The 24,197-nt window shown below is 33.7% G+C and carries 26 protein-coding genes and 2 pseudogenes; 5 read left to right on the forward strand and 23 right to left on the reverse strand.

Going from position 1 to position 24,197, the window contains the following annotated elements; translation table 11 throughout:
• Positions 1-124 precede the first annotated feature (124 nt).
• On the reverse strand, positions 125-715 hold the full coding sequence (locus HMPREF1195_RS06860) for a rhomboid family intramembrane serine protease (protein ID WP_023919354.1): 591 nt from the start codon (positions 713-715) through the stop codon (positions 125-127).
• Between the two features lie 310 nt (positions 716-1,025).
• Between HMPREF1195_RS06860 and HMPREF1195_RS06865 the strand changes: the two genes are divergently transcribed.
• Positions 1,026-1,229 carry a CsbD family protein gene (locus HMPREF1195_RS06865; protein WP_023919356.1) on the forward strand — a complete coding sequence of 68 codons (204 nt, stop codon included), beginning with the start codon at positions 1,026-1,028 and terminating at the stop codon, positions 1,227-1,229.
• A gap of 797 nt (positions 1,230-2,026) precedes the next feature.
• Here the strand turns inward: HMPREF1195_RS06865 and HMPREF1195_RS06870 are convergent.
• The 17 genes and pseudogenes from HMPREF1195_RS06870 to pezA form a co-directional block, all read right to left on the reverse strand.
• Positions 2,027-2,812: an ABC transporter permease gene (locus HMPREF1195_RS06870; RefSeq protein WP_003013947.1), complete on the reverse strand. Its 786-nt coding sequence runs from the start codon at positions 2,810-2,812 to the stop codon at positions 2,027-2,029.
• Position 2,813: 1 nt separating this feature from the next.
• On the reverse strand, positions 2,814-3,608 hold the full coding sequence (locus HMPREF1195_RS06875; protein WP_003010132.1) for an ABC transporter permease: 795 nt from the start codon (positions 3,606-3,608) through the stop codon (positions 2,814-2,816).
• Positions 3,605-4,591, reverse strand: coding sequence for an ABC transporter ATP-binding protein (locus tag HMPREF1195_RS06880; RefSeq protein ID WP_003010129.1), 987 nt, complete (start codon positions 4,589-4,591; stop codon positions 3,605-3,607). Before HMPREF1195_RS06880 ends, HMPREF1195_RS06875 begins: the two co-directional genes overlap by 4 nt.
• The gene (locus tag HMPREF1195_RS06885) at positions 4,584-4,787 is read right to left on the reverse strand and encodes a hypothetical protein (RefSeq protein WP_003010127.1); all 204 of its coding nucleotides are present in this window, start codon (positions 4,785-4,787) and stop codon (positions 4,584-4,586) included. Before HMPREF1195_RS06885 ends, HMPREF1195_RS06880 begins: the two co-directional genes overlap by 8 nt.
• 964 nt (positions 4,788-5,751) lie before the next feature.
• Positions 5,752-6,090: a Cd(II)/Zn(II)-sensing metalloregulatory transcriptional regulator CadX gene (gene cadX / locus HMPREF1195_RS06890; protein WP_000711078.1), complete on the reverse strand. Its 339-nt coding sequence runs from the start codon at positions 6,088-6,090 to the stop codon at positions 5,752-5,754.
• Between the two features lie 11 nt (positions 6,091-6,101).
• On the reverse strand, positions 6,102-6,716 hold the full coding sequence (locus tag HMPREF1195_RS06895; protein WP_002911684.1) for a CadD family cadmium resistance transporter: 615 nt from the start codon (positions 6,714-6,716) through the stop codon (positions 6,102-6,104).
• A 299-nt stretch (positions 6,717-7,015) separates the two neighbouring features.
• A complete protein-coding gene (locus tag HMPREF1195_RS06900; RefSeq protein ID WP_023919359.1) occupies positions 7,016-9,079 on the reverse strand; it encodes a heavy metal translocating P-type ATPase in 2,064 nt (687 codons plus the stop codon).
• Between the two features lies 1 nt (position 9,080).
• Complete coding sequence (locus HMPREF1195_RS06905) at positions 9,081-9,359, reverse strand: DUF6110 family protein (protein WP_002893755.1); 279 nt, start codon at positions 9,357-9,359, stop codon at positions 9,081-9,083.
• 180 nt (positions 9,360-9,539) lie between these two features.
• A pseudogene (locus HMPREF1195_RS06910) lies at positions 9,540-10,130 on the reverse strand (IS256 family transposase); the annotation flags it as partial.
• 487 nt (positions 10,131-10,617) lie between these two features.
• Positions 10,618-11,668: pseudogene (locus tag HMPREF1195_RS06915) on the reverse strand (DUF389 domain-containing protein).
• The gene (locus tag HMPREF1195_RS06920; RefSeq protein ID WP_001253404.1) at positions 11,665-11,988 is read right to left on the reverse strand and encodes a potassium channel family protein; all 324 of its coding nucleotides are present in this window, start codon (positions 11,986-11,988) and stop codon (positions 11,665-11,667) included. The pseudogene HMPREF1195_RS06915 and the gene HMPREF1195_RS06920 overlap by 4 nt, the downstream one beginning before the upstream one ends.
• 13 nt (positions 11,989-12,001) lie before the next feature.
• Positions 12,002-12,343 (reverse strand): hypothetical protein, encoded by a 342-nt coding sequence (locus tag HMPREF1195_RS06925; protein ID WP_000397556.1) that lies wholly within the window; start codon positions 12,341-12,343, stop codon positions 12,002-12,004.
• Positions 12,268-12,570, reverse strand: coding sequence for a TMEM175 family protein (locus tag HMPREF1195_RS10775; RefSeq protein WP_004240734.1), 303 nt, complete (start codon positions 12,568-12,570; stop codon positions 12,268-12,270). The genes HMPREF1195_RS06925 and HMPREF1195_RS10775 overlap by 76 nt, the downstream gene beginning before the upstream one ends.
• 634 nt (positions 12,571-13,204) lie before the next feature.
• The gene (locus HMPREF1195_RS06930; RefSeq protein ID WP_023919365.1) at positions 13,205-13,576 is read right to left on the reverse strand and encodes a type II toxin-antitoxin system death-on-curing family toxin; all 372 of its coding nucleotides are present in this window, start codon (positions 13,574-13,576) and stop codon (positions 13,205-13,207) included.
• Positions 13,573-13,830 (reverse strand): type II toxin-antitoxin system Phd/YefM family antitoxin, encoded by a 258-nt coding sequence (locus HMPREF1195_RS06935; protein ID WP_023919367.1) that lies wholly within the window; start codon positions 13,828-13,830, stop codon positions 13,573-13,575. The genes HMPREF1195_RS06930 and HMPREF1195_RS06935 overlap by 4 nt, the downstream gene beginning before the upstream one ends.
• A gap of 268 nt (positions 13,831-14,098) precedes the next feature.
• Positions 14,099-14,866 carry a type II toxin-antitoxin system toxin PezT gene (gene pezT / locus HMPREF1195_RS06940; RefSeq protein ID WP_023919369.1) on the reverse strand — a complete coding sequence of 256 codons (768 nt, stop codon included), beginning with the start codon at positions 14,864-14,866 and terminating at the stop codon, positions 14,099-14,101.
• On the reverse strand, positions 14,866-15,342 hold the full coding sequence (gene pezA / locus HMPREF1195_RS06945; RefSeq protein WP_023919371.1) for a type II toxin-antitoxin system antitoxin PezA: 477 nt from the start codon (positions 15,340-15,342) through the stop codon (positions 14,866-14,868). Before pezA ends, pezT begins: the two co-directional genes overlap by 1 nt.
• A gap of 247 nt (positions 15,343-15,589) precedes the next feature.
• Between pezA and HMPREF1195_RS06950 the strand changes: the two genes are divergently transcribed.
• Genes HMPREF1195_RS06950 through HMPREF1195_RS06960 form a run of 3 tightly spaced genes read left to right on the forward strand, consistent with a single transcriptional unit; the run spans position 15,590 to position 17,579 of the window.
• A complete protein-coding gene (locus tag HMPREF1195_RS06950) occupies positions 15,590-16,153 on the forward strand; it encodes a hypothetical protein (protein WP_023919373.1) in 564 nt (187 codons plus the stop codon).
• 57 nt (positions 16,154-16,210) lie between these two features.
• Complete coding sequence (locus HMPREF1195_RS06955; protein ID WP_023919374.1) at positions 16,211-16,588, forward strand: TIR domain-containing protein; 378 nt, start codon at positions 16,211-16,213, stop codon at positions 16,586-16,588.
• 10 nt (positions 16,589-16,598) lie between these two features.
• Positions 16,599-17,579: a caspase family protein gene (locus tag HMPREF1195_RS06960; protein ID WP_023919376.1), complete on the forward strand. Its 981-nt coding sequence runs from the start codon at positions 16,599-16,601 to the stop codon at positions 17,577-17,579.
• A gap of 22 nt (positions 17,580-17,601) precedes the next feature.
• Here the strand turns inward: HMPREF1195_RS06960 and HMPREF1195_RS06965 are convergent, their stop codons facing one another.
• Positions 17,602-18,843: a hypothetical protein gene (locus HMPREF1195_RS06965; protein ID WP_023919378.1), complete on the reverse strand. Its 1,242-nt coding sequence runs from the start codon at positions 18,841-18,843 to the stop codon at positions 17,602-17,604.
• Positions 18,844-18,935: 92 nt separating this feature from the next.
• Here HMPREF1195_RS06965 and HMPREF1195_RS06970 point away from each other — a divergent pair, with 92 nt between their 5' ends.
• Complete coding sequence (locus HMPREF1195_RS06970; protein WP_023919380.1) at positions 18,936-19,835, forward strand: tyrosine-type recombinase/integrase; 900 nt, start codon at positions 18,936-18,938, stop codon at positions 19,833-19,835.
• A gap of 906 nt (positions 19,836-20,741) precedes the next feature.
• On the opposite strand, the gene HMPREF1195_RS06975 is transcribed toward HMPREF1195_RS06970, so the two are convergent.
• The 4 genes from HMPREF1195_RS06975 to HMPREF1195_RS11105 form a co-directional block, all read right to left on the reverse strand.
• A complete protein-coding gene (locus HMPREF1195_RS06975; RefSeq protein WP_023919382.1) occupies positions 20,742-21,398 on the reverse strand; it encodes an ABC transporter ATP-binding protein in 657 nt (218 codons plus the stop codon).
• Positions 21,399-21,402: 4 nt separating this feature from the next.
• Complete coding sequence (locus tag HMPREF1195_RS06980) at positions 21,403-23,604, reverse strand: ABC transporter permease (RefSeq protein WP_023919384.1); 2,202 nt, start codon at positions 23,602-23,604, stop codon at positions 21,403-21,405.
• A 6-nt stretch (positions 23,605-23,610) separates the two neighbouring features.
• Positions 23,611-23,904, reverse strand: a complete 294-nt coding sequence (locus tag HMPREF1195_RS06985; RefSeq protein WP_023919386.1) for a hypothetical protein — start codon at positions 23,902-23,904, stop codon at positions 23,611-23,613.
• Between the two features lie 145 nt (positions 23,905-24,049).
• Positions 24,050-24,187, reverse strand: coding sequence for a hypothetical protein (locus HMPREF1195_RS11105; protein ID WP_155167719.1), 138 nt, complete (start codon positions 24,185-24,187; stop codon positions 24,050-24,052).
• Positions 24,188-24,197 lie beyond the last annotated feature (10 nt).

Genomic DNA, 24,197 nt, shown 5'->3' on the forward strand with positions numbered 1-24,197 from the left:
ATAAAATCACCCTTTGTACAATGACAAAAGGTGATTTCTTCATTGATATAGAATATTATACGGCCTGGTAAAGGAAGAGTCAAGGAAGTACGATGAAAACCTTACTGAGGAGCCGTCTTAATAGTTAGCTTCTCCCCTCCAAGACTTTACTTCCGATAAAAACCAATAGATAACTCACAACCCCTGAAAGATGCAATAGCGTTGAGATCCATCCGGTGATTGCTGGTAAGAGCATGAGGCCAGATAGAAAAATTAAGAATAGATAAAACCATTTTACGGTGAGTGAAAATTCTTTCCACATCTTTGGCAGGAGCAGGACTCCTCCGGTCACAAAGGCGTATCCTACAGCAGAGATCCCTGTTGCCTGAATGTCTTGCCCCTGGGTTAAGAGGTGAAAAACGATGGAAGAGAGGACTGTCGCCGTCACAAAAACGATCAAGACTTGTCTAGAGCCTATTTTTCTTTCTAGCAGTCCTCCGAAGGGAAGGAGCATGAGTCCATTTAACAACAAATGGACCCATAAAAACCAGATAGGGGCTCCTTTACTACCGTGCATCAGGGTCCCACTGACATATTGCCAACCATAGACCGGCTTTGAATGAAAAGCCAATAGGTCATACATAGCATCCCCATAAAAGGAAGTCAATAGACCGAGCAGCAAACAGATTAGAGCTAAAGTACTGATAACAGGATAGGTTATAAGGATTCTTTTCATATTTATCTTCTCTTTTTCAAAAAACAGCGTTACGATGTCTCCATTCACGACCATTATACCATGTAATTCAATGGAGACAGAAAAGTTTTTTGCTTCTTTCGTTATCTTTGCTGGAAATCCTGAAAGTCGTGACCTATTAGTCGATCATTATTCAGACCTCATCCCTATTATTAGAATGCCGGAGCGGATATTTGACTTTCCATTTCAGAGGGCATATAATTATACTAATCTGAACTAAATAGTTTTAATTTTTTAAATGAACTGTCTTAAATTCAGATTAAAAAACTATTTACTTAACGGAGGTGACGCTATGTCATTAGAAGAAAAATTGAACCAAGTGAAGGGTTCTGTTAAAGAAGGCTTCGGTAAATTAACCGGTGATACAAAAACAGAAGCTGAAGGCACTGCTGAAAAAGTTGCTTCAAAAGCAAAAGAAGTTGCTGAAGATGCAAAAGAAGCTGTCGAAGGAGCTATCAAGGGCGTTAAAAATATCTTTCATAAAGAAGACAAATAGTCTTTAACATCCTAGACCCACTCTATTTTCTACAGTCATGTTTGACCGTGGAAGATAGGGTGGGTTTTTATTTTCCATTTATCTTAGGTATAGAAAAAACACCCCGAAGGGTGCTCTTTGTAAGTATAGTAATTCTTTCGAATTAACATTTTGCGTGCAGTGGTTGCTATCCATTCAAATATCGCTTCGCTTGTTTTCTTGGGGCAACTGTGCATAGCATATCTCTACGCGACTAAAGTCGCTAGAGCTATCCTAATTGCGCACCGCTAGTTCTCATACAAAAAACACCTTGCAAGATGCAAAGTGTTTTCGTTTGTATTCTGCTTTCCAGCAACGAATTAACGTTTAGAGGCAATTGACTTCGTCGAATTGCAGCCGTATTTGTAAGTGGCTAAAGCCACAACAACTACGTCAACTGCCACAATTTAGTATGAAAACATAAAAAGAACACCTCGAAAGGTGTTCTTTGTAAATATTGTAATTCTTTCGAATTAACGTTTACTAAATTGTGAAGCTTTACGAGCTTTCTTAAGACCTGGTTTGACACAGTTGGATTTCAGGTACTTTCAGTTTAGCTTTATATCAACCATCATCAAAATCCAACTATTTTCTTATTTTAAAAAATATGAATAAGTTTGATTGAATGAGGGAATTTCTTTAAATTTTTTCTTAGCACCTATAAGTTAATAATACTATTCTTTAAATTATAGTTTATAATTATCTGATGTTTCAATGACCACAAAACAAAGTACAGCGAATCACTTCCTTTAGTCAAACATATAACTGAACAACATTGTTTATCTTCCTGCACTTTCATATTTTTTCAATCCTTTTCTAAAAATTGTACGACTGATAATAATCAAAAAAACTGTAAAAACTATTTGATAGAAAAATAGGTTCAATGTATCTTTCCCTAAAAATATTAATACTGCAGGATTGGCAATTAATAAATTGGGAACAAATAACATAGTGATCAATCTGTTAATACCTGTAAAAATATTATATGGATACTTAGAAATTCCAATATAATTCAAAAATACATCTACTTTTGAAAATTTAGTTGGGAACCAAAATGAACTAATCGTTATTAGAAACCAAATTGAATAATATATAATACAACCACACATTAAAGAAAGGATATAAAATAATATTTTTAATGAATTTAAATGTACATTTAAATTTCCATAACTTATAAAAATGATCGCAAGACCAAAAAAAGTATTCACGAATTGAACTAAATTAAATGATCTAAAAATATAGAACAACTGAGTATCAAACGGCCTCAATAAAATTTGATCCAAGTTACCACTCAAAATATCTGATTCTAAAATTCCCATACTTCTAATTAACAATCCCATCATAACTCCATCTACAATAGTGTAGGAACCTACCAAAAATAAAATTTGATAATAGTCCCAACCATTAAAAGAGTCTATGTTTAAGAAAATCAATCTAAAAAATACAATAGGTAAACCAATCCACAGTATCGACGAAAATAGACCACAAAAGAAGTCAAAATGAAAATTCATATCAGATTTAAAACCAAAATGAAGTAGCCTAAAAATTACTTTTATTCTAAACATTTTATCCTCCCACATTTGAGAAGTGCTCCACTCCTTTTCTCAATATGAATCTTGATATAATATAAAAAATGATGCACCAAATCAATTGAATACAAATAATTCTCAAATAGTCTATTAATTTATATGTATCATTACTAAACATCTGAAGCGGTTCATATACTAAGTATTTAAAAGGTAATACATCTAAAAACAGACGAAAATTATTTGAAAAAAAACTTAAAGGCAATAATATTCCTGATAAAAACTGAATTACTATTTCTTTAACAGTAAGGACAAAAAATATATTTTCTAACCAAAAAGAAAGCATACCTACACAACATGATATTAAAAACCATAGAACCATAGATAGAATAATTGCAATACTTCCTAAAATAAGAATTTCAATGGTTAATAACTTATTCTTGTAATAAACACTGGAGAATAAAATGACAGGAATGATGATAAATAATAAATGAGCAAGCCTATCTCCAAGCATTTTACAAAAATAATACTTATAAAAAGTAACAGGTTTTATTAATATGCTAAAAAAATTTCCTGAATGAACATCGTCATTGATTTCCCAATCAACTGGATAAAAAACAAAATATGAAAAAATTATAGTCCCCAAATAGTATTGAACCATTGAGGTAAAATCATATCCTGCTATATTTATCTGGTTACTCTGATATATATACGTCCATAAAAATACTGATATCATAATTTGTATACTTGCCTGTAACATTAACAATAGTACACTTGATTTATAGTTCAAAATAGATCGAAATGATATCAGAATAATAGACATTTCTTTTTTCAATTGTGCTCCTTTTTTGTAAAATAGTTTTGTAAAATAATTTCTTCTAAAGAAAGATTTGATATTTCAAAATCTTCTATATCTACAAGCTTATTGATTGATTCTAATGTCTCAAAGACAAAATCTCTAGGTATTTTTAGTATACATTCCGATTTTGTTTGAGAAATGACTACTACTCCTTTAACAGAGCATAACTCTGGTACCAAATCTAATGTCATTTTTATCTTTAAATATTTAAAATCAGAAAATTTAGATAAAATAACATCCATTGACTCCTGCAAAATAATTTTTCCTTTGTCAATGACGATTAATTCGTCACAAACAGACGAAATATCATCCATATCATGACTCGTTAAAATAATAGTAGTATGACATTCTTCATTCATTTTCTTTAAAAATGTTCTGATATCTTTTTTAGACTGTATATCTAACCCTATAGTAGGCTCGTCTAAAAATAATATTTCCGGACTTGTTAAAGATGCCGCGATAAACTCCATTTTCATTTTTTGTCCAAGAGAGAGGGTCCGGACCTGCTGGTAAAGCTGATCTTTTACATTCAACAAATTGCTTAATTCCTGAATTCGTTCTTGTAAAATCGCCGGTTCTACCTCATATAAAGTACCAATCAATTGAAAATAATCCATAGCCGAAACATCTTGAAATAACTGTAATTTATTTCCTACTACTATTGAAATTTTTTTTCTAAAATTTATACTTCTTTTAAATGGAATTTCTCCATTCACTTCTAATTTTCCGGAACTAGGATAAAGAGTCCCAGTCAACATTTTAATCGTTGTGGATTTACCAGCTCCATTACTCCCAATAAAGCCAACTATACTCCCTCTCTTAATCGTAAAACTAATATCTTGAACAGCTCGAATCGTTATTTGATTACGTTTCAAAAATCTCTTGATAAATGGGAGTCTTGAATCAAAATTATAAAAATTTTTAGATAAATTCTGAGCATTAATAACTATTTCACTCATATATCTCTCCTTTCGATAAAATATATTTACTTGTACTTTTTCCATACTTTACCAAAATGCTAAAGATTGAGCTAAAATCTTCGGGATGGGTAAAATAATATTTGTCTTTAAAAAGTTTCTCAAAACCTTCAAGGCGATTATTGAAATCATTAAATTTTGTATTGTCTAGCTGGTTGAATGTCTCTTTAATATCCATAAACTTTCTCCGTGATTCTTTATTTCACTTTATAAATAGAAGAGTGTCTGTATATTTATAGATCCTCAAGAACTTGCATTTTATCAAGTATAAGTAGAATAGTATGTAAGGGTTTACATTTTCATATTATATGATTATTTAAGGAATCCGTCAATTTTCCACATTATTATATGACAAAATGTATTTTTTAAAAATGCAAAAATCTATGAGCAAGATGTTTGACTTCCTTTTTTAAACTATATATACTTATATTAACCTTAGAAAAGAAAAAATGTTTGAACAGATATTCAATAATAATTACTTTTTTTAAAATTAAAATTCGAACTTTAAATTTTTATCTTTTTTATATTATTGAGTAACCTAAATTGCCCAATTTGTAAAATTTAGCTAGACAAAAAAAGACATCCAAGAGAAATTTCTTAAATGTCTGTAAACGTTGATATAAGCGTGTTGATTAACGTTTTGATAATTGTGATGCTTTACGAGCTTTCTTAAGACCTGGTTTGGAAAGTATGGGTTTCAGTTGGACTAAAAACAGCGTATTATCAAGGCTTTTCAGAACGATATCTACTGATTAATTTCATAAAATATGAATCAATAGATTATAAATAGGGGAATAGTTTAGGTCTGTGAGCATTAAAATAATACACCTAACTTTGATCACCATTTTTTAGTTATTCACTCTTTTTTCAGATAGTGTTTTTAAAGTTATGATGTAAAATGCCGCAATTAAAACACTATACATCATAATCGGAGGATAGAGAATTAAGGATAGAATCAATCCCACTCCTTTAATTATTTGGTCAGGTATCAATAACTTTCTATATTGTGCGTTAGCTTCAAGTAATTCTTTCTGATCTATATTGGGTTTATCAATTACTTTATGTAAAAACCAGTTTGCTACCGTTGAAACAACAACGATTATAATCTCCCTATAATCATGGAAAAGTAGTAAAAATAGTTGTTATCCTAGTTGATTAAAAAAATCTCTGATTTCCTCATCCTTTATAAAATAATATATAATTTTCCCCTCTCTTCTAGTGTCCAAGATATTTTGATTGGCTAGTTTACGAAGATGGTGGGAGGCAGATGCCATACTGAGATTTAATAAACAGGCTATATCGCAGACACAGAGTTCTTCGACGGCAAGGAGATAAAAGATGATATTTATCTGTTTATTATCGGTAAATTTTGATAAAATGCGAAGTGATTTTTGGACTTTTTCCTTTTCAAGGTAGTTCGTTGCGGTTGTAACATTTTGTTGATTTATAACATCCACTTGACAGATACTATCTTTTTTCATAATTTTTTCTCCTAGCCTAACACAGCCCATAGCATGTCAAAGCTGTTGTTTTCAATCAGGATATACATCCCCAATCCTAAATAGACAACGGCAATAAACCATCTGCTATATTTTTCCAAAGTTTCTCCAACAGAAGGGACTTGTGCTAATTTTTGGGCAGAAAAAACCAAGAGATAAATCATGACTAGAAAAGTAAGTAAAGTCACTATCAAATTCGCTAAATTTAAGGTGGTAAAATATGGGACAAAGACACCAATATTGTCAGCGCCACAACTTGCAAAAGTAATCATAGCGACTAGAAAAATCAGGTTTTTATTGTCTTTTCGCAAACCATCTTTTGCAATAGCTTCTCCATCAGAATCTCCTAAAAGCAAAACTTTGAGGCCTAGGAAAATTGGAATCAAACCGAGTAAACCTAAAATCTCTTTACTAGGAATATAATTTAAGACAAATGCAAAAAGCAAACTTAGGAATATTAGACTAACAGAGCCTAGAAATTGTCCTAAATAGATGTTAATGATGTCTTTTCTGCTTTTTCTTTTGGCAAAAAATAACATTAGGATAATAAGTAAGTCTACGGCTGTCCCAGAATACAGGATTATTGAAGTAACAATATTTTGAATCATAAAACACCTCATTCAAATATATTTTTGAATTTATTCTAACATTAAACTTTGTAGATGTCAACTTAAAATCCACCAATTAATAATTGCATGTCAATATTTGTATTGTGAAACTAGTTTCAGAAATATATAGTCTTAAAGTATGTCCACTGCCAATGGTTTTTTCAATATTTAAAAGGAGAGAACCAATTTGGTCCTCTCCAGGGTATAATTTTCCACCAACCCACTACAGTTGACAAAGAACCGTTATTCTCAAATGAGACAACTCCTTTTAGTTTTTATAACCTCAGCTTCTCGGTCTCTTACCTACTTTTAATAGAAAGACTACGAAGGACGATTCTTAAAGTAGTCAGATTGTGCAATATCGAAAGATTAGATGGGCTTAACCAATTTAACAACCCAAATCCAATTAAACTTCCATTTATTACAACTGTTTCTTGAATATTTCTTTGAATTAATTTCTGCAACGATTCAGATAAAGAATTCAATTCCTCGAAGAAATCTAAACGATTATCTAATAATAAAATATCACTCATCTGCTTAGAAATATCAGCACTTTCATTCATCACAACCCCAATATCTGCAAGCGTCAAGGCAGCAGAGTCGTTTAACCCGTCTCCAACCATCAAAATAGTTCGGCCAGCTTTCTGTAATTCCTGAACCAACTGAAACTTACCATCTGGTTTTAAATCAGTATAAACGTTGTCAAATGGCAGATCTTTAACCAACTCTTCTGTTCTAGCCAACGTATCACCAGTTGCCAGAATCAGTTTTTTCCCTTGGCGCTTTAGCTTTTTCAATGCAACTTTCGCCTCGCTTCTCAAGGGAGTGTGGATACAAAACATCCCAATTAATTCTTTCTTATAAGCCAAAAACAATAAATTGTAATGAGTCTTATATTGCTCAATCAAGGCCAGCTGCTCAGAACTAATTCTTACCTGTTCGTCTTGCATTAGTACATAATTTCCAATGACAACCGATTGACCATCAATTTGCGATTTAATCCCTTTGCTTGCAACATACTGAAGCTTGCCATGCATTTCTTCGTGTTCAATGCCTTCAATTTCAGCTTGTTTAACAATTGCATTGGCAATAGGATGATAGATATGTTCCTCCAAACATGCACTTATTCTTAAAATATCTTTCTCAGTATAATCTCCGAAAGGAAGAACCTTTTCAACCAAAGGATAACTCGTCGTGATGGTACCCGTTTTATCAAACAAGAAAGTATCCACTTCCAGATATTTTTCTAATACATCACCATCTTTAATAACCATTTCTCGATTTAGACCTTCCTTTATGGCCGTAAGGTAGGCTACAGGTGTGGATATTTTTAGAGCACATGAAAAATCCACCAATAAAAAGGAAATGGCTTTTGAAAACGAACCTGTTAACAGATAAGTCAAACCAGCACCTAAGAAGTTATATTTTACAACCTTGTCTGCCATCCTAATAAAATGACGTTGTTTTGTCTTCTTACTCTCTTCAGATTTTTTCATCAGATTGATGAGTTGCAAAATACGACTGTTTATCTGATTATCAGTCACACGAATTCTTAACTCTCCTGTTTCCAAAACAGTATTCGCACATACAGAATCTCCCTCTTTCTTTTCAACAGGGAAGCTCTCTCCAGTCAAGGAACTCTCATTGACCATGCCTAATCCTGAAACCACTTGGCCGTCAAACAAGATTTCATTACCTTGGGAGACAACTAATACATCACCTACTTGAACATCAGAACTCTTGATGCTGATGACCATGTCTCCCCGCACTAAGAAAACATCACTTTCTTTAGCAAGAAGGCTTTGTTCCAAATCTGTTGCTGTTTTTTTTAAAGACCACTGATCCAGATGATTACCCAAATCAAGCATAAACATGATGTTGCTAGCTGTCTTGGATTGGTTCATAAACAAGGACAACAAAATGGCCGAACAGTCCAAGACCTCCATGGTTAGTTCCTTGCGCGCTAAAGTTTGATAGGCTTCTTTGACATAACCCAAAGCCTGATAACAAGTCCTAATATAACGAATAGGGTAGGGTACAAAACTTCGAAACAGCAAACGCTTAATCGCTGCACCCGATACAATTGAATAAGCACTCTCTTCTCTACGAATGGGAAGAGTCATCAAGTCCGAAACTTTCCCCTTGTCAATTTTTTTTAAAAAGGCCTCTGCATTTTCTAATACAGAGAAGCCTTCTTTCATACGTAGAGTAAAGTGCTGCTGATCCATATAAAACTGAATAGAGTCGATCCCTTTTTCATCTTTAGCCAAGGAACGAAGATAATCTTGAATATCCAAGGTCAGTGAAAACGAGGACGATAATCGGATATGTTGATATCCTCTGTGTAGCACTTTAAAAGACATATTATTCACCTGTCAGGCTATCTAATTGTTCTTCTTTCTTTTCCTGTTCGTATAAATATTTAGCGTCTTGTAAAACATCATCACCGTGTTGTTTTACAACAGAAACAGATGCATCCAGTCCATCTTTCAATTTGTAAGCTTTAGCCAAGGCCTTAGAATAGCCTTTCTTAGCTTCTTTACTTGCTAAGACTTTCAAGCCAAGCGTCCCAAATGCTACCCCTCCTAAGAAGAGAGATGATTTTTTCGCAACTTTTGCGACGTTTAATACTTCTTTTAACATGTTTATTTCCTCCTTGTAACTATTGTAGCGAAAAATGACAGCAAAAGCAATTGCTGATATCTGATATATAGATAAAATTCTCTATACTGATATTTAATTATATTATGATGAAAACAATATACTTTATTTTTTGATACTGTAAATAATTATGTGTAAACACTTAAGTAGAGTTACGGAGTGTTAATTAAATAAGCTTTCAAGTGTATCAGAACATTGACCAAACCCTTTATGGATTCGTTGACTTTGCTTGAAATTATAATCTTCAAACAACGTAACTAAGTAACGTTCCAGAGCCTCCTCATTAGGAAAAAGAACCTTCTTTTTCGTTTGATGTTTGATTTCTTTGTTAAGAGACTCAATGAGGTTTGTCGAATACATGCTGTGCCAAATCTGGTAGGGAAACTGATAAAAAGTTAAAAGATTATCCGTCTTCTCCAGACTTTCCATGACTTTCCTATACTTTGGTTTCCATTCGGCGAGAAAGTCCTCTAAAGCTTGTCCTGCCATTTCTAAATTTTCAGCACGATAAATCATTATAAATTGCCCCAGAATAACCGCTCTATCTGCTCGTTTCACTTTACTAGCTAGATTTCGACTAATATGAATTAAGCAACATTGTTGTTTAGCTAATGGGTGAGCCTGACTGATAATCTGCTCAAGCCCCTTAAAGCCATCTGTAACTACAAGAGAAATCTGTTGGATTCCTTGGTTTTGAAGCTTGTCTAACAGGGTGGACCAAGAAGCATTGTTTTCTTGAGGCAACTGTGCATAGCATATCTCTATGCGACTAAAGTCGCTAGAGCTATCCTAATTGCGCACCGCCAGTTCTCATAGAAAAAAACACCTTGCAAGATGCAAAGTGTTTTCGTTTGTATTCTGCTGTCCAGTAACGAATTAACGTTTACTAAATTGTGATGCTTTACGGGCCTTTTTCAAGCCTGGTTTGGAAAGTATGAATTTCAGTTGGACTAAAAACAGCGTAATATCAAGACTTTTCTCCGCTTTTATAAAAGCGTTTTTCCAATCAAATTCAACTAATTTTATCTAAATGGTGTGGATTTTACCCCCAAAATTACAGAGAATGGAGCTGATAAACACTAAACGTTCACACCATTAGTTAAATGATTTTTTTCATCATTTTTCTTAGATGATAGAACTTCTAATTTATTTCTTATTCAAGCAAAAACAACCTGCTATAAGTAAGAAAGAGGAAGATACAAGAAAAACACGGCGTAAAAACCGATTCAGTTCATTGTCCTCAATCCTTGTCTGCTTCATTTTCTTTTACGAGATCGTTTTGTGAATCTTTTTCAGAGAGTTTTTGATCAATATACTTGTCAATGTTTTCATAAAATTCCTTGGTCGCTTCACTATCTAATGTTGGCGAGTTCTGAACTTGATTCACTTTCAATTGAACAGATTGAATACCGTAAGAGGCTTGTTTTTGGTGGAGTGTTTCTAATTCTTCTTCTGAAATCGGATCTCCAACAACCGTCAAGACCAATTCATTGTTACTTGACTTGTAGACTTGATTAATAACCGTATAATTTGGCGAACTCTTTTCCTACAAACTGTTTGATCCCTTCTTTGCGCGCTTGTTCTATTGTCAGAGTAACTGCCGAATAGCTAGCTGGAAGAATCAACAATACAATCAAAGAAATCAAGCCAATTCTCATTTTAATGCTCAGCTCTTTAAATGAAGTTAAAGGAGATTTTCTCATCAAAATTCTTGTTCCAACAATGTTGGCTAGCATGATAAAGACACAGTTGATCAAGAAAAGATAGAGAGCCCCCAATAAAAATCGTACATTCCCATTAGCTAAACCATAGCCAGCAGTACAGATAGGCGGCATCAAAGCTGTAGCAATGGCTACTCCTGGCACGATATTGTTTGCTTCTTTTTTCCTTGAACCGATCACACCAGCAATCCCACCAGCAATAGCAATGAGAACATCCCAAATGGTTGGAGAGGTTCGTGCGATCAACTCGCTACTTGCATAAGACAAGGGAGAAATCCAGAAATACAGAGTCGAGACAAGCAAACTGACCAACACTTGAGTCAATAAAACCTCTAGAGATTGCTTGATTAAACGCGTATCAAAAATAGCTAAACCGAATCCCAGTCCAACAATCGGTGTCATGAGAGGTGAAATTAACATGGCTCCAATAATAACAGCTGTTGAATTCATATTTAGACCGATAGAGGCAATAAAAATTGCACACATCAAAATCGCTGTATCTCTCAATCGAACATGAAGGTCATCGTATAATTTCTCACGGTATTCCCGTGTTGAATAATTGGCAGTCATTTGTCCTCTCCTCTTTCCTTATTTAAATCGGTATAATAATTAATAATAACAGCTGATAAACAGCCAAAAAATATGAGCCCATAAATCGTCAAGAAGACACTGGTAATCCTTCCAATCAAGGTCACAGCTAGGAGATCCCCGTAGCCGACAGTCGTCGAAGTCACAAAAGCATACCAAAGACCGTCTCCGTAATTTGTGATAGCAGGTTCAACTAGGAAAAGCACGCCTCCTGACCCAAAAACAAAGGTCACAAAACTCAGAGCAAACCGAGTAAAACCCGTAACCTGTATAATATGCCATAACATTTTTAAACGTCTCATTTGTTCTCCTTATTCATACTAGCTCCTGACCGAGCCGTTTTTTCCAATAATCAAAGTGAAGATAGGACATGATCTCCATCAGAGAAAGATAGACAAACTGATAGATCTGATTTAAGCTGATTATCAACTGATATTGTTTGAAAAATGACTGGAAGAAAGACCAGATATGACTGTCTTGAATCAGTCCCTTCTTAACATCAGACAGGATATTAGCTAAAGCTCCCAAGGACTGAAACGGTAAATCCTTGACATTTATATAGATCCGGTCCACCACATCATTCAGACTGGTATCTTGGATGGCATGAAATTCTCCAAAGAGAACTCCTGCCGCTCCAAGAGTAGAAACAAATTCCACCAAATAATTTCTGAGGAAATTTTCTCAACCTTTTCCCATAATGTGTTTAGTGCCATCCATAACGATCCCAACCAGAAAAAGGAAAGAAAACAAGCAAAGAAATTTTGCCGTAAATCCCAAAAAGCTTCAAGACTTGGTGTTGTTGGTTTTTCTAACTCTAAAATCAAGATGGTCATAATAATTGCTAGAACAGCATCTGTCAATACAATTAATCTGTCTTTCTTCATCGGATTGCATCCCCTTTCTTTTTTGTAACATTCTATCTTATCGCATAATATTGGATATTCTTTCATAATCCGACTACAAACAAAAATAAACCAAAAAGTCTGTCCCTATTATGCTATATTTAACTCTAGAAGTATTCATCCATCTAATTAATAAATATATCATATTTCACAATAAATGAATACTATCAAAGATTCATCCCCTTTCACTTCATCATTTAGTGTTGCTTAGATTTATCAAAAACAACCAAATTTGTATTAATTTCAAGTATCACCTAGTTACAAAAATTTGGGGTGAACAGAAAAAGCATCCCGTATTTTTGATACGAAATGCTTTCAATAAGTTTAAATAAGTTTTAACGTTTACTAAATTGTGATGCTTTACGAGCTTTTTTCAAGCCTGGTTGGAAACACTTCTATTTGAATACGTTTCAAAATGCGCTTAAAATCAATGTTTTCTCACGTTTTCAGAAAGAACAATTTCATCTAATTTGAATAACTTTCATTTGAATGGTGTGAATTTTACACTAAAAATACACGAATTGAGCTAGATTTTACCAAAAAGTTCACACCATTATTACCTTCGAATCATTAAAAAATAAAGCAAGTAATTTTTAATAGTCACTTGCTTTTTGTATCAATGACTTTTTACAAAATCTAAAATATCTTCGTAGGTTAATTCTGATGCCGCTACACCCAATCCGAGATGAACCAACTCTTCATCAGTACAATCAAGCATAATATCGTTAAGTTCTAGTAGCACAAGCATTACAAAAATACCAATGCGCTTATTTCCATCTAAAAAAGCGTGATTCTTAATCAAAGAATAACAAAGCCTAGATGCCTTTTCTTCAATAGTTGGATATTGATCAACTCCAAAATAAGTGTCAAAAACATTCGAAAGCGAGGCCTCAACTAACCCCTTGTCTCGTACACCATCCATTCCTCCCGTAGATATAATCAATTGACTATGTAAGGCAACAACCTGTTCAACGGTTAATCGCTTCATTTAGCTAATTCCTTCAAGGCTTCTAGGTGGCGTGACAAGATAGAGCTTGCCACCTCGTCAACACTAGCTTGATCTGCAACAACAGCTTCTGTCTGTTCTACTTGAACCAAGGTGTTATAGTCAACTAAAACATATTTAGGTTTATTGTTTTTCAAAATAACAGCTGTACCCTTACTATCAACCATACGAGCAACTTTAGAGAAATTCTGATTTGCCTCCGTGATTGGAATTAAATTTTCAAGATTAATTTGCATTGTCATCGCCTCCTTTTGTTTATCATACCATTATTAAGCAACAAAAGCAAAAATATAGGATGGATTTATCCTATATTAAGTGAAATAACTTAGTAATTTGAGGGGGGGTTTAGATCTTGCGTACGGTAAATGAGAATACTTTCATGCTCAACTATAGTAAAATGATGGCAGCTCATAAGACTTCCTTTCGTAACTAGTTCGTTCAATTCTATTTTACTAGAAAATCTTATGAGCTTTTATTATCATGTACTCATAAATTAACCCTTCGTCACTTATCAATTTCCTCCAGCTCTCTCAACCGTTCCTGTCCCAACTTCAACATCTCTTCCTCCACTTTACTCCATTTTCCGAAGAGGCATTCTTGTAAAACTTCTGCCGCTGAGGTTTCGTCTACTTGCGAATCATAAACACACGATTGATCTCTTTGATAAATTTGAATTTGATTAAAAATCTTATCATTTTCCAACTCTCGTAAGTTATCAACTAAATGTTCTACAATTCCATCATGGTGTGCTTTAGGAGTTGCTCTAGCTTGACTAGGATTTATAGCATAGAGCTCTTCATAACGTATCAAGGTGCTGAGATAGGACAATTCCGGCTTGGTCGCAATCAGTGCAAGTGAGACTTGGTAACCTCTAATTGCCAATAATTGTGCCGTTTTTCTAGGAACTTCTGTTGTTCTCAAGGTGCCCTCGATTAACAAATGATAACCTTGTTTACTCAATTCATCTACGAGATATTCAACCATTTTTCCCGCAAACACTTTGGTATAATCCACACTATCTTTGCCATACTTTTCCTGTAGGCCAAGGTAGTTCGGATGAAAAGAGCGATAACTATCTCCATCAATGATAATGATATTACCTTGAAATTCCCTTTGTTTAATACGATGAATCGTTGTTTTCCCAGCACCACTCTGTCCACCTAGCAAGATAGCCTTGGGCTGAGAAGAAGTTGTTTTACCACGAGTTAAAGAACGAACGAGTCGTCTGGATGCTCGTTCAAAATCATCTTGACTAAATTCTTCTAGTTTCATTAAGCCACCACCAGATGAGTTGCTTGTTCTAGCATCCGTTCAATGCCATCCAAATAGCCATTATATCGCTCTACTTCATCAAAAGTCCCCACAAGATAAATCTTCGTGTTCAGCAAATCAGATAAATCATCGCTCATTAGAACCCAAGGATTAGAAGTATCATCATATGAAATACCTAGCTCATCTTGAAAACGATAAAGTTGCGCTAAGATATTCGCCCCTCGTTCTTTAATCACTTCAATTTTCAGGGTCAACTGGTAATCTTCTACTGGTGTGAGCATCTTTTCCTCCCCTACGATATCGATATAGGAAACATTAAATTTCTGGCAGATACGATCTATTAATTCTGTCGAAACTGAACTTATCCCGTTTTCATAACGACTTAGGCTATTTCGAGAGATACCAACAATCTTTGCGAACTCAGGCTGGGTTAGATCATGTGTTTTACGTAACGCTTTAATATTTTCTCCGATCATGAAGGTCCTCCTTTTATTTATTTCTATTATAGCACAAAATTTAGAAACGCACCAAAAATGGTGCGTTGTTATGGCTGAGAGATAAAATGTCACACATTCAATTATTGAAGAAAAAAATCACTATAAGGCTGTTCAAAAGTCTTTGAGAGTATAAAAAATAAGAAAGCTACAATTGAAAACATATTAGAGATAGGAATCTATGGTATACTAGTGATAATAAATAGTTATCGGTAGGAGATTGATGAATATGACAAATAAAAAAATAAGAGTATTTTTAAGCAGACCTAATCCATTTACGAATGAGCAACAATACTTTATAGATAAACTAAAGAGTACTCTAGAGAACTATAATATAGAAAGCATAACTCTACAAGCAAAGGATTATTCTCCCTATGAATCATTATCTGCTTTAAATGAAATGATAAAAAGATGCTATGGTATGGTTATCTTAGCTTTCGGTCATACGTATATTCAATCTGGAGTTTTAAAAAAGGGAGCAATTCAAGATAAAAAGTTTTTTGAATCTGACGAACAGTCGTTAGATGGGAAATGGATTACTAGTTCGTTTTGCCAAATTGAAGGTGCTATGGCGATCTCAAATAATATTCCTATTCTAATCATTAAGCAAAAAAATTTGCGAATTGATGGCATTCTAAAAGATGATAAAAAAATTGTATCTGTATCAGATTTTTCATTGGATGATAAGACACAAATTGACTCTTTCTTCGAACAAATTTTAGAGAAAGAAATATATTGTTGGAAAAAATCATTGGAAGAAATATTTAATACAATTGAGGGAAATATCGTATAGCATACTTTCTAATGTGATATAATACAAACAAAAATACTTTTAAAGGGAGGTATTTAGATGAAAAGAATCTTTATAAGTTTTGCCATTGAGGATGAAAATTTACGAGATTTTCTAAGGGGCCAATCAAGAAATACAAACTCTCCATTTGAATTTGTGGATATGTCTGTTAAACAACCTTGGGATTCTCAATGGAAAACTAAATGTAGAACAAGAATTAGAGGGTGTGACGGTATGATTTCTATCATTACTAGGAATACCAAGAAAGCAGATGGGCAAATTTGGGAAATGAACTGTGCTATAGATGAGGGGATACCACTACTTGCAATTTATGGGAACAAAGATCATATTGGTGCGACGATTCCAAATGAATGTGGCTATCTTCCTGTAGTAGATTGGAATTGGGAAAAGATTAGCGCTTGGATAAAACAATTGTGAGGTATAATTTATGTTAAAAAACAAGGCATTAATTGTTGGTATCGATGCATATTCTCAGGCTCCGTTAGGGGGGTGTACTAATGATGCAGAGGAGATAGCGAAATTATTGGAGGAGAACGAGGATGGTTCCCCTAATTTCAGTGTTAAGCTAAAACTTAATATACAAACAAAAGCAGAGTTATTGGAGGACCTTCATTCTTTATTTAAAGAAGGAGAATCTGACATTGCACTCTTTTATTTCTCAGGACATGGGACAGATGAGATGGCTGGTCAAATCGTAACACCAGATTTTAATGGCTATGATATGGGAATTTCTATGAATGATATACTTCGACTAGCAAACACTTCAAAAAGTCGAAATAAAATTATCATCTTAGATTGTTGTTATTCTGGAAAGTTAGGAGATTGTAGTCCTATAGACTCATCGAATACCATGATTGGAAAAGGTGTTACTATTCTAACAGCCAGCGATCGTGATGAGGTTGCTATTGAGGATGGAATAACTGGTCATGGTGTGTTTACTGAATTACTAATTCAGGGGCTAAAAGGTGGAGCAGCAGATGTTAGCGGGAATATCACTCCTGCTAGTTTATATTCTTTTGTTGATCAGTCACTTGGAGTATGGGAACAAAGGCCGCTATTTAAAACAAATATAACAGGATTTTTACCTATCAGAACTGTTGAAGCTAAAGTATCAAAAAAGGTGCTACGAAAACTTCATCAATATTTTCCAGAAGCTACTTCAGAATTTCAATTAGATCCATCATTTGAATTTACCAATACTCCTGAAGTAACTCATGAATATAAAGAACCTTTCGCGAAAGAAGAAAATGTTGGTAAATTTAAAGAGTTACAGCTTTATGAAAGCGTAGGTTTGATCGAACCTGTTGGAGAGGAGCATATGTACTTTGCTGCTATGAATAGTAAGTCTTGCCGTTTGACACCACTAGGTTTACATTATTGGAAATTATCAAGAGATAAAAGATTTTAAAAAGGGAAGTGAGCAAAATTGCTCATTTCCCTTTAATTATTTTTAGAGTTTCATGATAATCATGCTTTAGCTCTTTACGACCTGAGCTTACCGTCTCTTCTTGCCTTTTTGTAACAGGCTTAAATTCAATAATTGATTCATCAGTACCAAATGCAATTAGGGTCAAATCTTTAATGTTTTCATTATACCAAGTATTGTCAAGATCAGTTTCTTCTCGTTTGAGAAATTGTAATTCTGTTAAGCAAGTTTTAGCAAAATGAACAGCAGAGTAGTAATACTCTTTTATTGATTCAATATCTTTTGATATACAATATTGTTTTAACAAAAGTGCACAGTAGTTTCTAGCACAATAAAGATTCCCACTTTCAAAGTTTGAGCCATTTTTGTAATATCTTCTAGCTTGTTCTAAAAATTTGCATTCTTTAGTTAGGCCAAATATTTGTTTATTTATTGCTGCAACAATACCCAGTAAGTTTTCGTTTGTCGATGTAGCTAAATCTATGTTCTCATTAACGTATGATAAGGTTAAAAGCAAATTTTCTAGGGACAAATCTTTTTTATAGCTACATAATAGATATTGAGAAAGTATATCTTCATCAAAGGATAAGTTTAAAACTTGAAGGTACTGATTTTCGGCTTCTTTAAACAGCATATTTTCCTTCAAATTTTCAGCTTTTTCAATCATTGTCCTTATAGATGCTCCTGCTACATGTACATTTTTATCTAATTGAACTAATGGTTTAATCTTATACAAATTGAAATCAAATACAGGACTATCAATATAATCGGTATTGGATTCTAGGCAAGAAATTAATATATCTTCTAATTCATCTTGCAGAGATTTTCTATAGTTTTCATCCGATACTATTTTCTTTCTATGATATCTTAATTGAGGATTCATTGAAATATCAAAAAATGGGTATTTGCTAATAGTTAGTTCTTCACAAAGTATAATTGTAGATTTTGGCCTCATTGCATGCCGAAGTCCCAACTCATAAATTGCATTTTGATTTAAAGTGCTTATATCAGCAATCACAATATCAGCTAAAAAAATAGATGTTATGAAGTTTTTATTAATAGCTAATGAAGTTGGAACTTCATCTCCTCGATATGCTTGTGTGGAGTAGACTGATTTTAAATGATTTCGAGATAATACAGGCTTTATAAACTTAAAATAAACATCGTCTAAATTCAGTTTGACTAAAGTTCCAGGAATTTTTTTAACCCCATATCCCATGACTACAAAGCATGTTTTATTACTCATCAATCATTCTCCTACCGATAACTATTTATTATCACTATACAAAGCATTCAAATAAGTATATAATAGCATGATTATTGATAAAGGAGTTATTCATGGATTATAAACATATTTCTACTTTCTTAGACTACTGCAAAACCCATAGACGCTTGAGTTCACATACGATTCGAGCTTACAAAAATGATCTTTTGCAATTTTACAATTCAAATTACAGCAGTGTGGAAACCTATGTTGAACATTTGACGAAATCCAATATTAAATCTAATACATTACGTCGCAAAATTGCTAGTTTGAAGGTGTTTTACAGCTACTTAAAATATCATAATTTAGTTGATGAGAATCCTTTTAATCAATTACGTTATCAATTTAGAACGGAAAAAATATTACCTAAAACGATTCCTTATGATATTTTGAAAAGTATTTTTTTACATCTAGAACAGAAAATTACCTATTCAAAAACTAAATATCAAAAACAAAAAGCTGAAAGAAATTTGCTAATCATTTCCCTATTGCTTTCAACTGGTATTAGGATTTCCGAACTTTGTCATATTCATCTTAAAAATATTAATCTTTCAAATAGGACTCTCCATATTATGGGAAAAGGTAAGAAAGAACGTATCCTATTTTTAGGAGATCAAATAACATTTAGCTTACTAGAAACATATATAAATAACTACTGTTTTCAACCCAGTAACTACCTATTCTCTGGAAAATATTCTTTCAAACCATTGTCAGAGCAAAGTGTACGTTTAATTCTAAATACCCTTGTTAAACAACATAACTTAACTACACCTATTACCCCCCATATGTTTAGACATAGTTTCGCAACAATGCTTCTAGATAGTGATGTAGATATTCGATACATTCAACAAATTCTTGGACATAGTTCTATCTCAGTCACACAAATCTATACTCATGTATCTCAGTCAAAGCAAAAAGAAATTCTAACTCTGTGTAATCCCATTGCTTCGATTCATTCACAGTCAAAAAAATAGGGCTACCTTCATAGAGGTAACCCTATCCTGAATAGTCAAGTCCAGTATCGTCACGGGCTTTGCCGTTATAGACAAAGGGATTCCCTGTTGTGTCTGTACTTGCCTTGCTTGCCCCATAGAGATGATATCGACTGATCCTTGGCTCATTGTCAACTGTAGTGGGTTGATATAAAGTTACAATCTGGAGAGGACTAAATCGGTTCTCTCCTTTTTAATGTTCAAAGTGATGAGAATTATTCCTATAACCGTCAATTTCTTGTAAACCTTTTCATTTTTTTGTATAATATATTTGAAAAAGGGTGACATAAAGTAGTAATACCCAATTTGTAAAATTAATAAGATGCGCAAGTTTTAATTAATTTGGGCATTTTTGATTACTCCAAAGGGCTGCCATCCGATATTGACTTCATTGACATGAAGGTGTTCATTATACTAAAAAAGCAAAGACGAGGTAATTACTTCGTCTTTGCTTTTTTACGATTTTCCACTATACATATAGTAGAATACTTTTCCTGATAAAATTCTTTTTCTTATATTTTAGTGAACTCCATGCTGAATCACTGAGTCAAACAAGTTCTAAAATCTTGAAATTCTAAAAAATGCCACGTAACCTCATCGTCATCTAAGACTGTCACAGTCTCGCCTTTAAAACAATGTGGGATAGGGACAGTTTTCTTTTGAAATGGATGTAAAACAACCATATCTTCTAATTTATTGTTGAAAATTATATGCAGACAAAGGATGTCATCAATATGATTTTCAACCACTAGATAAGTTTATAACTCTAGATGATTGTACAAACTTGGCGGTTGTGTCATATAGTATTCAAAATTTTTCATCCTTAAACTTCCACTTCCTTCATTGTTCTATAGACTAAAATGATTATCTCAGTTGTAAGTGAGTAGACTAATTTACAAAAGCTGATTTCAACGAGACAATTCGATCACATTGTTTCGCATGGTCTAAATTATGTGTGACGATTAGAATTGTTTTTCCAAACTGATCTCTCAACGACCGAATTAAGTCAAATGATTTTTGAGCCATATCAGGATCCAATGAACCTGTTGGTTCATCTGCCAAGATGATATCACCTGGTTTTAGAATAGCTCTCACGATGGCGATTCTCTGCTGCTCACCTCCAGATAATTCATTGACCTTGCTATCTAGTCTATTTTCCAAACCAACAAACCGCAAGGTTTCTTTAATCTTTTTCTCCTTCTCTTCCTTAGAGAAATTAGTAAAGTTCATAGCAAGCATGAGATTATCTTTTACACTGGATGTAGAGATGAGTGCATTTGATTGAAATAGATAGTTGATAACATTCTTTCGATAGTTAACCGCAGAACGCGAATTCACTTTTGGTAAGATCTTCCCGTTGATTAAAATCTTACCACTATCAATATTATCCAAAAGGCCAATCATATTAAGTAACGTAGATTTTCCAGAACCAGATGGCCCTACTAAAGCTACAAATTCATTTTCCTCAACATCAAAACTTAAGTCTTTTAAAATCTCACGTGACCCAAATTTTTTTGACACACTTTGTACGGAAATCATAGACATTAAATCACCCCTTAAACGATTGTATGAGACTTTCTACTTCTTTACGGAATAGATTGAAGTAAAGAAGTAATAATTGGAAAGCAAATGTAACTAGTGTTAAAACTATTCCCAACTTAGAACCTAGTAAGATAGAAACAAGTAGTTCTATCGCAGAAACACCAACGACAAGAGAAAGAACACCGCTATACCTCTTCCAAGGAGAAAAGCCCATGAAGTATTGTACATACAGTTTTTCTTCGAAAAGCAAGCGATAAATCAAGACAAAACTCCAAAAGATAGCCATCATAGTAAAGACAATAATAGCAATGATACTTCCAAATAGGTAGAAAGTATAGCCGAGATCTTTCTGAAGTCCATTGATATAATTCTTAACCGTTGTAAATTTCAGTGCATTGTCTGATAAATCAGGGAACTCATTTTCTAAAATTGATTTTACCTGATTCATTGTTTCCTTATCACGAACTTTCAAAATTCCGTCATATCCACTCACAGATAGGTTTGCTGATTCCATGAAGTACAAGTTTTCAGGAGCTGCTACAAAAATAACAGGTTCTTCACTAGTTACACCTCGATCGATTGATCTTGACCAAGTAAAAATGGACTTAGATGGCTGATAGGTTCTAAATAAAAATCTTGGATTTTCTGTAAACTTAGTCCCTATATCCCCTGGTTTTACTCGAACAACTTCTTGTAAATAAGCCTTCATGGTTTCAACATCCGCTGAACCTAGAGTATCAGGAATAAGGTACAATCTGGCACCATTACGTATTTCGGATAATTCTTCATTACTTAACTCAACTCCTAGTTCAGATAAGTAATTATAAGAATAGGTTAAATACCAAAATGGTTTTTTAGGAACATTTTGATACGTACCATAGATTGTATCAAGGTATTCTTGCCCGAGATATTCTCCCTGAGCAATATAAACACCTGGAATCTCTGAAATTCGTTGGTAAAAGTGATACATGCTGCTTTCTAATGAATTTGTATTACCAGAGTAGGTTCCTATATCATCCCCTTCTACAAAATCCGAAATAACATACATATTTTCGACACTTTTCCACTCCCTAGCTACTTTGACATTATCAATGAACTGATTCATTGGCGCATCTAAGGAATGACTAACTGCTATTAATAAACCAGCTACTAAAGTATAGAATAACAAACTGGTTGCCATTAATGGTTTCATTGGTAACCGTTTATGAATTGCAGCTAATGGAGAAACCAAATAAACAACAATACTTGGAATAATTAATGTTAGCAATAGTAACAAGATTGAAAGACTTGTACCCGCAAAGACTAACACAAATGATGATAATCCAAAACTAGCCCAACCTGACAAAAACCAAGTTGCTAGTGCGGAAACAGGTGCAATATAAATAGAAAACAGAAGAGAATCCTTGAAGAGGGCAGACCACAACTCCTTCCTATCCCATCCAAGTAGTATCAATGTCCCAAAATGTTTAAAGGATTGTAAAACACATATTAGGAAAAGAACAAGAAGAACCATAGCATTTACTGCAATACTAGCAGCTAAAACGATTGGCACAATTCCCTCAACAGTATTACTGCCAAAACTCTCTCTAATCAAGTCTTCAACAGAAATCCCAGTAATGGATGAGAGATTTGATAAAAACGTTTCTCTTGAGAGGTTGTCCTGAAGACCATTGATATGATATATCCCGTTTATTGTATTTGTTTCTTGAAAAATATGGTCTAACCGATTAATAACAACAGGGGTTGTAAATAACAAGCTCGGTAATTCATAGAGCATATTATCAGTTCCCTTATCAAGTCCAATAGTCAAGTTATTGTCACTATGGGATAATAAATCTGAAATTTGTTGGCGTGATAAAATTATTTTACCACCGTTTGTAAAATCTGAAAAACCTTCAGGATTGCCAAGAACATCTAAATATATTCTATTTATTGAACCATCCCTACTACTATTTGTAGTACGTTTCGTCCAAATAGACAAGTCACTTTGTTCCAAAAAGTATTGGTATACACTTTGCGACTGTTCTTCAGATAATCTTTGAAGATAAACTGTAACTGTCCTAGAATTACGGTTATAACTTTGCCATGCCTCCTCATACTGAACACCTGTAAAAAAAATTGCCATCAGAGCAAGTAGTACGCTCTGAATGGCAATCAAAAACAGGATTAAGTACTTCATTTTACCTAATAACATGTTTTTGTATGTCATAGGCGCTTACCTACAATTCCAGTAACATTGTGCTGTACCACTTCCAATATATCTAGATGCACGTGCTTCAATTCCTGGCCGTTTCCAACCTGAGAAACCTCCGTTAGCACTTGCTGCGTGTTCATACACACCAGATTGAACGTGTGAGTAACTCCAAAGTCCTACTGTACGACCATAGTTCCAATAAACGGCAGAACCTTTATAATAAACTGTTGCGGCAGAAGCGATTGAACCACCTGCACCAGCTAGGGTAAGAGCAAGTAACGATGTTGAAATAATCTTCTTAATTCTTTTCTTCATAACATAGTCTCCATTTCATTTTTGACTAAAACTAACAATTACAACTCTTTTTTAGTAACTTATGACAACTTAGTACATTGGCAACTATCCTTTCTTTGAACTGGTAATACTACCAGCTTATTCATAAAATTTTACAATTCATATTTTAAAATTTTACAGAATATAATTCTCCAGGATCAAAGCCTAAAGGGGCGGGAGCGGGATTTATCGATGGTTTACCAACAATAACTAATAAACCCGCTAATAAAACTGCGACAACAAACTTTTTAGTTGCTTTCTTCATATCTTGCAAC

Source organism: Streptococcus parasanguinis CC87K, from assembly GCF_000507765.1.
In the GTDB taxonomy this organism is placed as follows: domain Bacteria; phylum Bacillota; class Bacilli; order Lactobacillales; family Streptococcaceae; genus Streptococcus; species Streptococcus parasanguinis_J.